The organism is Halobacillus shinanisalinarum (assembly GCF_022919835.1).
GTDB classification, from domain to species: domain Bacteria; phylum Bacillota; class Bacilli; order Bacillales; family Halobacillaceae; genus Halobacillus_A; species Halobacillus_A shinanisalinarum.
In genome coordinates this window covers 4872337-4887025 of the sequence record NZ_CP095074.1, presented here as the reverse complement: position 1 = coordinate 4887025, position 14689 = coordinate 4872337, and the positions used below count along the sequence as shown (strand labels likewise).

Annotated in this window: 13 protein-coding genes and 2 pseudogenes; 3 read left to right on the top strand and 12 right to left on the bottom strand. The window is 41.6% G+C overall.

Going from position 1 to position 14689, the window contains the following annotated elements; translation table 11 throughout:
- The first annotated feature begins 254 nt into the window (after positions 1-254).
- Both lexA and MUO14_RS24205 read left to right on the top strand, forming a co-directional pair.
- Positions 255-877, top strand: a pseudogene (lexA, locus tag MUO14_RS24210) (transcriptional repressor LexA).
- A 256-nt stretch (positions 878-1133) separates the two neighbouring features.
- Positions 1134-1253 carry a YjcZ family sporulation protein gene (locus tag MUO14_RS24205; protein WP_244753033.1) on the top strand — a complete coding sequence of 40 codons (120 nt, stop codon included), beginning with the start codon at positions 1134-1136 and terminating at the stop codon, positions 1251-1253.
- Positions 1254-1767: 514 nt separating this feature from the next.
- On the opposite strand, the gene MUO14_RS24200 is transcribed toward MUO14_RS24205, so the two are convergent.
- From MUO14_RS24200 to MUO14_RS24185, 4 genes are all read right to left on the bottom strand, one after another.
- Positions 1768-2379, bottom strand: a complete 612-nt coding sequence (locus MUO14_RS24200; protein WP_244753032.1) for a membrane lipoprotein lipid attachment site-containing protein — start codon at positions 2377-2379, stop codon at positions 1768-1770.
- 321 nt (positions 2380-2700) lie between these two features.
- Positions 2701-3108: a hypothetical protein gene (locus MUO14_RS24195; RefSeq protein WP_244753031.1), complete on the bottom strand. Its 408-nt coding sequence runs from the start codon at positions 3106-3108 to the stop codon at positions 2701-2703.
- A 15-nt stretch (positions 3109-3123) separates the two neighbouring features.
- The gene (locus MUO14_RS24190; protein WP_244753030.1) at positions 3124-3642 is read right to left on the bottom strand and encodes a replication-relaxation family protein; all 519 of its coding nucleotides are present in this window, start codon (positions 3640-3642) and stop codon (positions 3124-3126) included.
- 4 nt (positions 3643-3646) lie between these two features.
- Positions 3647-4927, bottom strand: coding sequence for an FtsK/SpoIIIE domain-containing protein (locus MUO14_RS24185; RefSeq protein WP_244753029.1), 1281 nt, complete (start codon positions 4925-4927; stop codon positions 3647-3649).
- A gap of 226 nt (positions 4928-5153) precedes the next feature.
- Between MUO14_RS24185 and MUO14_RS24180 the strand changes: the two genes are divergently transcribed.
- Positions 5154-5369, top strand: a complete 216-nt coding sequence (locus MUO14_RS24180) for a helix-turn-helix domain-containing protein (protein ID WP_244753028.1) — start codon at positions 5154-5156, stop codon at positions 5367-5369.
- Between the two features lie 63 nt (positions 5370-5432).
- On the opposite strand, the gene MUO14_RS24175 is transcribed toward MUO14_RS24180, so the two are convergent.
- From MUO14_RS24175 to MUO14_RS24140, 8 genes and pseudogenes are all read right to left on the bottom strand, one after another.
- Positions 5433-5774 carry a YolD-like family protein gene (locus MUO14_RS24175; protein WP_244753027.1) on the bottom strand — a complete coding sequence of 114 codons (342 nt, stop codon included), beginning with the start codon at positions 5772-5774 and terminating at the stop codon, positions 5433-5435.
- Positions 5775-6280: 506 nt separating this feature from the next.
- Complete coding sequence (locus MUO14_RS24170; RefSeq protein WP_244753026.1) at positions 6281-7261, bottom strand: N-acetylmuramoyl-L-alanine amidase; 981 nt, start codon at positions 7259-7261, stop codon at positions 6281-6283.
- A 2-nt stretch (positions 7262-7263) separates the two neighbouring features.
- Positions 7264-7530, bottom strand: coding sequence for a holin (locus MUO14_RS24165; RefSeq protein ID WP_244753025.1), 267 nt, complete (start codon positions 7528-7530; stop codon positions 7264-7266).
- Positions 7518-7960: pseudogene (locus tag MUO14_RS24160) on the bottom strand (phage holin family protein). The gene MUO14_RS24165 and the pseudogene MUO14_RS24160 overlap by 13 nt, the downstream one beginning before the upstream one ends.
- 263 nt (positions 7961-8223) lie before the next feature.
- The gene (locus tag MUO14_RS24155) at positions 8224-8397 is read right to left on the bottom strand and encodes a hypothetical protein (RefSeq protein WP_244753024.1); all 174 of its coding nucleotides are present in this window, start codon (positions 8395-8397) and stop codon (positions 8224-8226) included.
- Positions 8394-8936, bottom strand: coding sequence for a hypothetical protein (locus tag MUO14_RS24150; RefSeq protein ID WP_244753023.1), 543 nt, complete (start codon positions 8934-8936; stop codon positions 8394-8396). The genes MUO14_RS24155 and MUO14_RS24150 overlap by 4 nt, the downstream gene beginning before the upstream one ends.
- Positions 8937-8947: 11 nt before the next feature.
- Positions 8948-9214: a hypothetical protein gene (locus MUO14_RS24145; protein ID WP_244753022.1), complete on the bottom strand. Its 267-nt coding sequence runs from the start codon at positions 9212-9214 to the stop codon at positions 8948-8950.
- A 38-nt stretch (positions 9215-9252) separates the two neighbouring features.
- Entirely contained in the window at positions 9253-14685 is a 5433-nt protein-coding gene (locus MUO14_RS24140; protein WP_244753021.1) for a Gp37-like protein, read from the bottom strand.
- Positions 14686-14689 lie beyond the last annotated feature (4 nt).

The window sequence follows — 14689 nt, the reverse complement described above, 5'->3', positions numbered from 1 at the left end:
GAGTAATATAAAAAAGCTAAACTAGCAGCAAATAATAGAATATACGTGATATCAAGTTTTGAAAGTTTATTGAACATATCATACATCCCCTTGTCAGAAACAAACGTTCTTAGAAACATTTGTTCGTATTAGTTAATTTTAATTATATACGAACAGAAGTTCCTGTCAACTGTTTTTTCGAACGCTTGTTTGTGTTTTTTGAAACCGCATGGTACAATGTGGTTATTATAATTCTATGTACGAGGTGACAATCTATGAATAAACTTTCGAAACGTCAACAAGCGATACTAGACTTTATTAAAGAGCAAGTATTACTAAAAGGGTACCCCCGTCTGTAAGAGAGATCGGACAATCTGTCGGGCTTGCTTCAAGTTCAACCGTTCACGGACACCTTTCCCGCTTAGAAAAAAAAGGCTATCTTCGTCGCGACCCAACGAAGCCACGAGCAATCGAAGTGATTGATTTAGAAGAGAACCAGAGCGTACCCCGCAGCGAAGCATTCTATGCGCCGGTAATAGGTAAAGTTACGGCCGGCTCACCTATTACAGCCATAGAAAATATCGAGGAATATGTACCTCTCCCTGATTCATTAGCAGGGTCAGATGACAATACGTTTGTTTTAGTTGTTCAAGGTGATAGTATGATTGAAGCAGGCATTCTGAATGGGGATATGGTGATTGTTCGCCATCAACAGACAGCTGAGAATGGGGACATTGTGGTGGCTATGACAGAGGATGAAGAAGCCACAGTGAAGCGTTTTTTCAAAGAAAAGAGACACATTCGACTGCAGCCTGAGAATGCAACCATGGAGCCGATTATATTGAATGATGTTTCGATACTAGGTAAGGTAGTCGGTCTTTACCGTACCGTTCATTAAAAAAGCCCGGGAACAAATTATTTTTGCTCCCGGGCTTTTTTTAGATTTGTCATATCAATGTGGAGACCTCAGAATCGCTATACCAGTAACCACCAGTTTTTAACAGTATTTTAAACATCAACTTAGTAGCTAAAATTGATACCTGCTCTATGCCTTTGGTTTGATTGCTCATATTTTGTTAAGTCTGACGAATGCCCTCCACATTGCTACGGTAATTACATATAATGAACTATCAACTAATAAAGGAGGTATAAATATGAGTTACGGCAATAACGGAGGATTTGCTATGATCGTTGTTCTCTTCATTCTTTTGATCATCGTAGGTACTAGCTTTAACCGCGGTGGATTTGGCGGTGGATTTGGTGGAGGTTATTAATAAAAACTCCCTAGTAGTTTGAGGGTAAATCTATTACCCTTCCCATAACTAGTATTTAGCCGATCCGAAGTAACGATTAACACCCCTACCTTGGCTTGAACATTTCCGTTGACACGCTTACCTTCTCTCACCTTGACGATGGTGCAGACGATAAGGGCTATAGAACCCTCATCCTCTGTACCATCTATTGTAATTATTGCCTTATATCCCTTCCCATAAAATCTAAGGCTGCATTATGCCTTTAATGCTTTGCTAATAATTCACCAGCAAACACAAAAAATACCTTGACGCAAGCAACGCCAAGGCATTTAAAGTTTAATAAGTTTGCAGGTACTGCTCGCGCTCCCAAGGGTGTACTTGCGTACGGAACACAATCTATACTTCCAAACGATTATATATGCTTATCAAAACCGCTTAATTTAAAGGTTTATTGATTTGGCTTCTTTAAATGTTTACATATATTATTGTTTTGTTTTGGTCTTTTTTTGGTCAATATTTTGGTCATGATAGACTATTATTCTATTATCACTTCTCCTGCTTTGTCTGCTCCAATCATCGCTGCTCCTTTTTGAGTATATGCAATTCGACCAGAAGCCAGGTTATCACCAAACGGATCACCAGCTGAATGAACATTTACCCATATGGCATCATATCCGCCTTCTTTATGACTTTCCTTAATGTAGTTAACCACATCTTCAGCACTAAAATTATACAAATACTCTTCTTTGCTTGGGAGTTTAACTCTTAAGTTAAGGGAATTATTATCCGTGTTTTCTTTTTCCTCTACCACTTCATAATCGATACTCATAATGAGCTCCCTATCATCCTCTGGTTCTTTTTCCATTAACCCTGAGTCTACAATCATCGAGAGTTTTTCACCTTCGAAGTAAAGATAAACCTCTGAGTCTTTCTCTACACCACCTTCACCCTTATAGGTGAGTTCTTTTCCTCCTAACGCTCCGTCATCTATTGTATCAGCTGCCTGCCCACCAGCTACTTCAATAACCTCCCCATGGGTCATTCCTTCTTCCAGTTGTTCAAATTCTTCTTTGGACAAAGTAGTCTCCGCTTCAGAACATGCACCTAATAATGCCATAGCTGACAATGTGAGAAGTATTCTTTTCATTTGCTCACTCCTATTATAAAATGCCTATAATAACCCCAAGTATCTGAAATATAAATCCTAATGCTATAAGCCTTAGACCTATTATAGTTTTTTTATGTTGTAAAAAATCACTTAAAGATATTTCATAAATTGACGCCCATGTATTCGGTTTAGCTTTATCTCCTTTCGATACTATAACCTGCCATGACATTAAGACTACCCCTATAAGATCTATACATAAACCTATAAGCTGAAACCACTGTGATATTTGAATCCACTCCCTTACGCACTTATATATTACCTATATTCTACACGATTTCCACAAAAAAGAAATATTGATTATTAAACAGCTGCACCGACACCTGCCAATAAATCAATGAACAAAGGTGACATTTGTACAAGCACATATCCTATCCCAGCTTTCATCAATAGACCATAACCTCGATCGTTCATACCGATCATCACCATCAGCGCTCCGCCTGTAATCATCACACCAGCAATAGGCAACGATAATGCGATCATTAATTCAACAACTGGATCAAAAGCATTTACAATTTGGCCTTTAATCGCATCACTAACCGCATTAGCAGCAACAACTTCGCCTGTTGGTGCAGCAGACACTTTCGATAAAGGCAATAATGCAGCTGGAAGGACTAAACCGTACTTACTCACCTTCTTGAAATCCTTCTTCTTTCTTTTATAATCTCCACTCATGAAATCCCCAAATGGAATAGCTTCTGTTTTAGCCATGTTGACCATCTCCCTTTATTTAATTTCGTTTAAGGTGTACACATGCCCCTTCATTCCGTTCATGAGAGCTTCCAGGCGTGGTTTTCTGCCTTCAATCTCTGTGACCCACAATAGATAAAAGTCTACCCCTGTCACCTCTTGAATCTTTCTATACTTATCGATTTTCTTTTTATTAACGGCCATCGGCTGGCTTACGTCCGCTTCAACAAATATTGGCATCCCTTTACGTTCAAACTTAGCATCACAAATGATAGACAGATCAGCAGCCGCTTTAATTTTGACTTCATTTTCCCATGTCTTTGGCCGCTTCAAATAGATCCATAATTGATTACGTAATAGGAAATGCTGCACTTGTAGTGTTTTCTTTCGTATGACATCACTACCTATTTGATCACGGCCAGCTTTGTTTAGATAGTAGACGTTTTCAAGACCGTGTCGATAGCATGATAAATAGTCACCCATTGATTGTAAAAAACGATTGGTGTTACGGACCCCTTTTAAATCATGAATGGTTTGCAGCTGGGAGCGTGTCAAATAATCAAACCTTTTCAAACTCAAGAGGACGTTTTCTACTCGATTCTGTTTTATCAAGGTGTTGTTCACGCTGATCATCCTTCCCTTTAATGGTGATGTGAGGTTTAACACATACTTTGATCTGTTCGTCACTCATATATGGCGTTTGTACAGTCTGACAACGGACGTTTTTATATATAGCCCTTCCAGGAATCATTGGTAAATCCTCAGCACCCGCTTGATCCAAAACATTACTTGATGCCGTTCCGCTATCTAACACAAAGGTTAAACGTGTAGGAATATTTCTTTTCATATCGATGGGAACAGATCGACTGGTCGGATATTGGGTCGCATAAACCGGGTAAAAACCGGCGGCTCGACCTTTTCTTCCAATTTCGGTTAACAGATCAATGCAACTTTGATCCCCTGCAATATCCGCCCCCTCATCAATAATTATAAAGTGGCGTTTTTTTATTCCAGCTTCTTTGACGTTACTGTATCCCTTACTTATGAAGTCTTGATAAACCTTTTTCATATCTTCCTGGACCGCTTCCAATACATTTTTCGCCTCTTCAGGTTCGGTTGCATATCTCTTTACTTGTTTCAAATCCTTGAATTTGTTAAATTCCGCTCCTTCCTTCAGGTCGATCAGTGAGAAACTTACATTCTGAGGCTGCATTATGATTAAGGTCGTGATCAGCATGTTTAAATACTGAGATTTACCATATCCAGGAGTACCGGCAACAATAAGGGAATACAACTTATCGAAATCATGATAAATCATCTCTTTTCGGTTGAATCCAATAGGCACCTTCCAACCATTTCTCAGAAGATCACCCTTCCAATCAATTTGTTTTGCTAATGGTTGGTTGTAGACTCTGATACGTAACATTCCGTCAAAATCAATTTCAATCTCTTTTCTTGCAATCTTTTTATCTGTGACAATCTTTCGTATCTGCTTTAAAGCCGTTTTATCCCACTTCACTTGTAAAAGGTCCCGTGGATCAAATTCTATATATTTAGACCGCCTATTCAGTCCATCCTCTAACACGTTCTGTTTATCGATAATTTCTTTAGAGGACATCCCTAATGGGAGCTGCAACACATATTCCGTCCCTCCCTCAATTTTCCTTTTTCTCCGCATCCTCACCGTTTTCATTTTTCCATCTTCCTGCACCGTCCATCCTGAGTTAGCGAAGATACGTTGAATTTTTTCTCCATCATTTGTTGCTGGACCTTTCGTTTTCAAATAAGAATATCCAGCCACTCCAGCCATGATCATTGTGGATCCGATCTCTACGATCATCACACCACCTCCTAAAGATATTTATGGAATAAATAGTTCCGCTTAAATGGAATGTTCCAGACAACTAATAAACGTTGGTATCAAGGAGTTAGGAATATTCCCACACCCTTTCTAGGTTTGTATTTAATAAAGCATATTCCATATCTGCTCGTCCTATGTATAGATGCAAATAAAAATTTGGATGCATCGAGAAGGGTATTAGGAATGGTGTGGAGAATATCTTCTTATGAGAATAAAAGTTAAATTAAATGAAATGATCGAGGAATCTGGTTTGAGGAAAAAGCATATTGCTAAAAAATTAGATGTAAACCCAACTACGATATCCGGTTGGATTAGTGGAAAAAGGAGGATTTTCTTAGAAGATGCTGTCAGGCTCGCGAATATACTTAATTGTGATGTTAATGACTTATATGAGATAGTTGATGAACGAAAAGAGGGATAAAATGAGCGATCCAGGAAATCCGGTCGGTAGCTAAACATAAAAAAAGCCCTCACGTGGAGGGCTTTATAAAAAGGTTATCTCAAAGACATTATCAAAACTAATGGTGATGTCTTCTTTATTTACTTGATCAATGCAACTAATCTTTTTTGTACTTGGATTTATTCCCTTAACTTTAACCGGGGTATAACTGTAATCGAAACCATTGTGATGTTTTAGTTCAACAAGTAAGTTATCATTCATAGCACGTTGCAACGCAAAACTGTTTTCCTCGATCTGTTGCTCATCCAGTATGCCTTTTTCTACACGCTTTTCTTCTTTCCGCATTTTCTGTAGCATTTCAACGTGTTCCGGAATCATTAATGAAGTCCACTTTGCGGTTCCCCGATCATTTACGTGATCACTCATTCTCTACACTCCTTAATAAGAACGTTTGTTCCTATTGTATCTAGCGTCGGGCTCTATGTATACATGAAGTTTTTTACAAATAAAAAGACCCCACCTTTTCCACGGCAGGGTTTTGGACTTCGAAGACCACCGGCTTCTGCGAACAACCATTGCAAAGTAGAGAAAATGTATGATGGTTCTTTTATTATAATCTTTTTCCATAATAAAGCAACAACTAATTATAAAATACTACAAATATGTATGAAGCCCCTGCTTTATTGTATTAAATTATCGGAAAAGATAAGACTAAATATAAATGTGTTCGCCAAAGAAAGGGGAGAATGATTACTAGTGCATATAGACATTAGAACCAGTATGATCGTAACCATTATTTTTGCAGTATTGGGGATGATTGCGGCTTTTTTCCAAACAAAATGGATTATTCATACCATCAAAAAAGAAAATAATTAAACTCTTTACTTATTTAAAAGTTATGTAATAAGCCCTCGCATGGAGGGCTTATTATTTTACACTCGTTCGATCTTCACATTATCCTTGCCAGACTCAACGGCTTTTCGCACTTGATCAGCAATGTTGTCATCATCAGCATAGGCACCAACCTGCTTACCGTTAATAATTACTCGGTAAACGGAGCCGTTAGGATTTTTATCGTACATCTTAACGGTGGCGTATGCACCTTCCGCGTTACTAATCCAACCTTGACCTAGCCGTAGCCAATGGCCTTTAACTTCATACAGGTGAACAGTATAAGGTTCCCCGTTTTTACCGTGTCCTGCTGGTAACTCTCGGATTACAGGTGCATCAAGACTAGGACGTTCACGGTAGTTCATTGGTTTATCTCCAATGACCACTTCGCCTAGTCGTTCATCTGCATCCATGCTATACGTTGGCGCCGGATCGTCTGCTACATAACGAACATTGAAATAATCACAAATCCCTTTAGCGTGCTCAATGGCAACTTCCCTTTGGAAGTCTCTATCCAACATAAGAAAGGCTTCATCTGGATGATCCATAAAACCATTTTCAGTTAGTACAGCAATCATGTGGGTTTCACGTAGTACGTGGAAATTAGCTTCTTTAATACCACGATAGTTTTGATGCGTCCCTTGCCTTAGATATTTAGCAATACATCCAGCAAGTTCTCCCGCATCTCTGTTCAAGTGACCAGGGTAAACAAATAACGAAATTCCGCTAGGGTTAGACCCTTCAAAGCTACCATCAAACGCATTAAAATGACCAGAGATATAAGCATCGGCCCCGGCCTTATTTGCACGATTAGTTCTTGATGTTAAGGAATGATCAGTGTCACCTGGTGCGACTAGAAGTGTATCAAATCCACACCGTTTTAACTCTTCATTAAGAAAATTAATCATCGGTTTATTAAATTCATTTTCATGAATTGCTCGCCCCAAACTAGAAATATAAGGCGTGCGTTTTCCCGGTGTGTTTTCTCCATGTCCGTCATCTAAAGCAATTAAGTAAGCCATTATTATTTATCCCCTTTCGTATATCCTGCGCGTTTTTTAACCAATTCAAATAGTCCTGTTCCTGCTAATCCAGCAAACCCACCTGCCCATAGACGCAATACAAGTTCCATTTCTGTAAATGGATAAGCAGCTGCTCCAATAGCTAAGCCGATAACCAAACTAACTACAGGTACGATGTTCTTAGGCATGTTCACAGCTTTTTTAAATAATTCCATCAGTCCTGAAACCACTGGAATGAGCACCGTTGCGAAAATCATCACTTGTTCCATTTCTCCTCACCTCCCTTCGTATCTCCGTCTTTTTTTGTTTGTTCTTGCTCAAGCTCTAACTCTTTTAAAAGCTCTTGCTTATCCAAGTTTTTAAGTTGCTGATCGCGTTCTAACGATTGCTCTTTACCCATAGGCTCCTTATTCAATTTCTCAAGAGCATTAAATAATACTGGCGGGATCGGCAAGCCGATTTGAGCACAATTTTCGAGGATACTAAGCCCTTCATTGACCACAAAAAAACTAGTGACGGCTAAGATCACTAGTCCATGCGTTTCTTGTCCTGTAGACAAGATGAGATATTCAATTCCTGCCCCCATGGCAACCATTACAAATATGGCGAACTTTTTAATGGCCCCGCTATTCCTAGCGTGCTATTCATTGACTTGGTGGTGTAGGCTCGCATTAAGCCTGTGATGACATCTAAAATCATGAAGAATACAAGCACGACCACGGCTTCGTTTATAACACCAGCGATGTAAATAATAAAGCTGCTAAATACCGCTAGCACTCCTTTCGACGCCGTTACTTCCAATCTGCTCACGTCCCCTCTCCTCCTTCGACATTCGGATTACCCCCTTTTAAAAAGTCCTTAATCGAATTTATATCTATAACCACCCTTAACTCCCGAGGTGGGAAGGGGCTATCTAAGGTAGCCCCTGTTTTTATCCATAAAAATAACGCCTATTTGGCGCTTTATTGTTTACTGACTATCTTCAATTCCTCAATCTCTTGTTCTAACTCTTCCGCATATTTTATAATCTCATTTTTATGTGAACGCTCTACAGCTAAATCCCCTTCTAAGGTGCCTATCCTCATGGCTAGGTGCGTCATTGCTTCGGGATACTGATATTGAATTTCTTTTTTCATTTCACCACTCCTAATAATTCTTCTAAATACTCGATACGTTTTTCTAATTCCTCAATCGTCGGTTTTCGTTGCCCATTCCCGGGTTTCCCTGCGTTGTCGTTCGCTTGCTCCGGGAGGTTCTTAATTTTCGGTGTTAGTTTCCGCATATGACGGCGGCGGAGAGGCCCCGCCTTCACCTCCTGTTTTTCGCCTTTACGTATATGACAAATGTACCCGTCGTCCTGTTGACCGGGATTTATTTCGAGACTCATAAACTTGTGGAATAACGGTAAGTCTCCGGTGTAGGCAGGTATATAACCCCCGCCAATATACGTCATTTCTAGGTGATAATCGAAAAACATTTTCTCTTTGTCGGAGACTACATACAAGTCGTACTGGCATCGGTCTTCGCGGTTTAATATGAACGAAGCCGCCTCGAATGTGAATTCCTCGCCTTTATAGTGAAGAACGCCTTCACCTAACGTAATCTGATCGTCTGTAACAGTCACGTCGAAACCATCCATATATTTTGTTAAACTTGTAACCTCTCTACGTTCCATGCTTTACCTCCTTATTCAGGTTCAAAGAATATAATCATTCGTACTTGGAATGAACGTCCGTCAACGGCTGACGTTCGGCCTGTACCCGTTACATAGCACGTAAACCCTGTTGAAGTTATGTTCTCGAAGCCGCACACGGCTGAACTAGAGTAGGCGCCTGACACCTGCCCGTGTACAGAAAAAATATTCTCGGCTCCGCTAAAACTATAGTCGATTGATCCGTAGGCATATCCGTCCGATCCTACGCTGACGTAGACGTCCATAGCATCGAAATACATAACCCCATTATAGTTTAATGCGCCGTAATCGTTACTTACTAATGCCCCATAGCTTTATATGAACTCGGGCTTACGTCACCGGCTTGTATCCACGTGTTTATAGGTAAAATTGCGGTTGTGGTGTTAACTTCGAAATAAGTTCCGTCACCTTTATAGTAGCTATCTACTGGATGACTGTCCGAGGACCACATCAGTTTTGCAGAACCCTTTGAATCGCCTCGGTATTGCCAGTGTTCAAACCCAAAGCGATTATCACTGCCGCCTGGTGCTTGGTTATCACGTCCTGTAAACATTATGCCTGCTGACCACTGTGTTTGACTAGGATCTCCATAGTTTTCCGTATAGTTTGATATTAGTAATTTAGGAACTTTACCGCCTGCTGATCCACCTGTCCAAGTTGAACGCAAGTCTAAATAACCGTTATCAGTCCAGCTACCTCCACCGGCTAAAAATGCTTTTTGTTTGTTAGGGTCTGTCCAATCTAGTAAAAACTGCCTTCTTGCTACTGTACTGCTTATTTCACGAGATAGTGATATATAATCCTTATTACCCTGAATAGAAAGTCCACGTTTGCCAGGTTCATCTATATCCCATGCTGACGTAATGTCTCCTATCTTTCCGTAATCGGGATTAGGATCATTAATACCGCTATCGTAAAATTCTAGGGTTCTACCAATGCTTCTAATAGAACGCCTATTGTTTAGCACGGTTTGCCACTGACCATTTGCTATTTCTACTTTATCTCCTGCACCGTCGTCAGTAGTTACTGATCCTTTGAAGTAACCACTTGCACCCTGTAAGTCACCCGCAAACTTAACATTTCCATAGTTATCAACAACAAACTGTCCATTTCCTACATTTAGTCCGTTAAGAGACTTAATATAGTCTGCAACTAGCCAATTAACGCCAAATGACGTGTTGGTGTCAACAATGTTTGGTCCTCTCTCACCTTCTGGTCCAGTAGGCCCTTGCGGACCCTGATCACCTGTGGGACCGGTAGGACCTGTTGGCCCTCTGTCACCTTCCATTTTAGCCCATGTGTATGCACTAGGTGAAGTTGACTCAGTAGCCGTTGTTTTGTTCTGAGCAAGTCCAATATATCGTTTTCCATCAGGAAAGTTAGACATACCGTTACCGTATTGGTCATTTGCATACCGAATCCAAGTGTATCTAGGTTGTCCATCTGCTCCCGGTGGACCTTCCACACCCTGGGGACCTTTCGGGCCTTGCGGACCGGTCGGACCCTGATCGCCTGTAGGACCTTGGGGCCCCTGACTACCTGTGTCGCCTTTCGGTCCTTTTACTAATGCCCAAGTATAGTCAGCTGCATTACTTGATTCGGTTTGATCAAGATTATTATAGGAGATCCCTATATACTCTTTATTTGTTGGATCATCTGACATACCACTACCCGAAACAGTGTCGGCATATTTTATCCATGTATAATAAGTTTCGCCATTCGGTCCAGGTGGGCCTTTAATTCCCTGTGGTCCTTGAGGCCCTGTATTTCCTTGAGGACCTTGAGCACCCCTACGTCCTTGCTTTAACAAGTCTTCTATACTAGGCTCATTTCCGTCAGCTAAATCAAACCTTGGAGCGTAATAATGTGCTTGTGCAGCTTCACTAATAATGTCATCTGAATAGTAGAGGTACGTTCTGTGTTCTTGTGTAAGCCTATCTACAGGTACCCTAAATGTAAGTGCTGTGTCAATTTGCTCACCTGTCTTGCCATCGTACACGCCACCTAATTCATGCCTAGTGTCGAGGGTTTCGCCTGAACCATACATGTACCCTACTATTAAATACCATCTCCCTAGCTCTGGCAGGTCTCCACTCCAAAAATAAGGGTTTGTATTTGTTGAGCCATCAAGATTTAATATTCCGCTGTCGCACCCTAAATAAATTCTTGGTACCCTGTCTAGCTGCATAGCCCACACAGACAACCTGTATCTTTGTGTATGGTCTATTGGAATATCATCATGATTCCATCCACCTTCACTGCTATCATCGGCGTCCTGTGAACGTGCTTTCCAGATAATATCCCTTCCACCAAACGGAGTTGCATCAATTTCACGATAATTTTCTTCAGTTTTTCCATTTTGAGAATAGTTGCCATCACTGCCCGTACCTATTGACCAAGGTTGATTTTCTAAAAGATTGCTGCTGTAATACTGATGTAGTGCGGGCATAGACCAAGACCCCAGTATATTACCGCTAGAATTTCTTATACACTCAGAAAACCATACGTTACCATAACCCTGTGCAACTTCTTCAACAGTTAGATACCAGTCACTAGGTTCATTACCTGATGGAGCAGGAGGTCGCACTTGTGTACGCCTATAGCGTATTTCATAGTTATTACCTTGTGGTCCAGTAGCACCCGTTTCCCCTTTTGGTCCTGTTGCACCTGCGTCACCCTTAGGACCTTTTATTAAGGACCATGAATAGTCGTCAGGATTCGTTGATTCAGTACCTGTAGTTTTGTTTTTAGCAATACCTATATACTCTTTACCTGAAGGTGAGTTACTGATTCCCGATCCGTTTGCATCATCGGCATACATAATCCAAGTGTAGTAAGTTTCTCCATCTACACCTGCTGGACCTTGAATACCTTGTGGACCTTGGGGTCCGTCTGGACCTGTAGCACCTTTTGGCCCCTGTGGTCCTTCAGGTCCTTGAGGTCCAGTATCGCCTATTTCTCCCTTTGGACCCTTAATTAATGACCACGAATAACTGGAAGGATTGTTACTATCAGTAGCATTGAAGTCTGTATATTGACCAATATACGTTTTTCCTGCTGCATCCGTTGTACTAAATCCTGCTGAGCCATCACTATTTGTCGCATATGCAATATGAAGATAAGGTGTTCTTCCATCTTCTCCCGGTTGACCTGGAATACCGCGTTCACCGTCTGCCCCTTTAATAAGTGTCCAGTTATACTTGCTAGGGTCGGTGCTGTCGCTTGGGGTATGGTCTGCATACACACCGATATAAAGTTTGCCAGTAGAGTCACTAACGCTAAAACCACTTGTGCCTGTGCTGTTGTTGGCATAGGCAATGTGTGTATAGGCTGTTAATCCATCGGCTCCCGTCTGGCCACGTATTCCCTGATCTCCTTGAGGACCTTGTAAACCTCGAATACCTTGAGGACCTTGCTCACCCCGATCGCCTTTATCCCCTTTAATCAATGACCACTGATAATCAGAAGGAGTGGTGCTGTCGGCTTGAGTGAAATCGGTGTATTGTCCGATGTACGTTTTTCCAGTGGACTCGGTTGTACTAAATCCAGACGTTCCTGCGCTATTGGTGGCATAAGCTATATGCAAGTAAGGTGTCTTGCCGTCTTCTCCAGCAGGTCCTGGTATCCCCTGGCTACCATCTGCACCTTTAATCAGCGTCCAGTTATATTTGGCAGGATCAGTGGAGTCAGTTGGATTGGGATCCACATAGATACCGATATACGTTTTATTTGTCGAGTCACTAACCGAAAAACCAGTTGTACCTGTTGAATTGGTCGCATAGGCAACATGCGTGTAGCTGGAGGTGCCATCTTCACCCGGAATCCCTTGGATACCTTGGCTTCCTGCTTCACCCTGTAAGCCCCTCAAACCTTGTGGACCTCTTTCTCCTTGATCACCCTTAGGACCTTTAATAAGAGAAAAAGTATAATCACTCGCGGTTGACGACTCTGTTTGAGTGCTCTTATTATACGCAAGTCCTATATACTCTTTACCAACCGGATTATCTGAAAGCCCTGTCCCAACAGCATCATCGGCATACTTAATCCATGTATAAGTTGGTTGGCCATTTTCACCAGTTGGACCGGGTACTCCCTGATCCCCTTTGGGCCCTTCAATTTTAGACCATGTGTAGTCATTAGGATCCGATGATTCTATTTGAATGGTTTTGTTATAGGCTATCCCTAAATACTCTTTGCCGTCAGGTAGCTCTGCCATCCCAGTTCCCTGGGCATCATCAGCGTATTTAATCCATGTGTAAAGAGATTGGCCATCCTCGCCAGGAGGACCAGGAACACCCTGCGGACCACCCGGACCAGCTACCCATTCAGATCCGTCCCATGTTCTCCATACAATGTTATCGAGATCAGATGTGTCGATCCACTTCTTGGCTTTATCCTCAGGAGGAGTAGGACCTTCATGGAATTTTGGTTCAGCATATTCCTTAGCCTCTTTGAGATTAGCTTTCGCTTGTTCAATCCGTGCTTCTTGCTCTTTAGTTAATTGCTTGTCACTGTATTTCTTAGCTTTTTCCACCTGAATCTGAGTATATTTAGCCGGCAACTCTTGCTGTTCAATGCCGCTGATCTCATTAAACTTCTTCTGAATTTTATCAGTCAATGTCGGCACCGACTCACCGTAGGTAGCTTCTAATCGAAAACCACCTACTTCATGAACCTCCAAAAAGGCCGTAATAGGCGCTTTCATGGTGATGCCCCAGTCTCGATTGTCTACGTTTACTCGGTCACCCAAGTCAAAGTCCTTCTCATACTCAAATGGCGTTTTAAGCGCAAAAGGGTTACTTGCTTCGGTGAAAGTAGGTGTTAGAAGTTGAGCCTCAAAGTGAAACTGCGGAGCCATATCATTAAGCTTTCGTTGGCCACGCTCTTTCAATGATTCACCGTTGTCGCCTTCACCTGTTTCATCATCGACATCACGGGCATCGATAAAGGTTTCAACCCTCTCCCATCCAGTGATATTCCCAACAATGATGATTTCACGGTCCTCACCTTCACCCTGCCCACCGACAAATCCAACGTTGGCTGAATCAATACGAGAGCTTGAAAACCGTTGTGTTTCGACTGTTCCATATTCAGGACTGAAGAAGACTGGATCATTTCCCTCATTGTTTCCTTCCGTCAAATCTCGTCCATCCATAACATCGAATATGAATTGCTTATTAACAAGGTCAACGTCAACTTTCCAACCAATACCTGTGAGTTTGCCTATTGTGGTTAACTCATCAGATACTTTTTTATATCGGGATTCCCAAGAGATGTGGTCGCCTCTATGACGATTATGGGCAATGACCAGGCGTGGCATTTTCCGTGCCCGGTCATCCGGATTCACAAAATGTCGATCAACATAATGTTTCATGACGGTTTCTGCATCACCCGATTTTCGATCCTGGTCAGTGTGTTCAGGAGGCTTGGTTTCGCGTCGCCTCATAAGCCCCTTTAACGTTGTTCCTTTAAATATCCAGTTCTCGGTTGCTTTCCCGTTTTCATCGAGAGCAATTTCGCGACTAAGGATGATCCCTGCTTTGTGTGTTTGCTTTCCAAGGATGATAATGTTTCCTTCTTGGAAGCTTTCTACCCCGTGCGCATAACGGTTGATATGAATCTCAAAGTTACCAATCTCGTAATAATTACGGGGAAATTGAAGACTGATATAATCATGGACTTCATCTAGTTCCGTTAAATATTTGTCATAGACTCGGATGCCTGTTTTCAAGAGG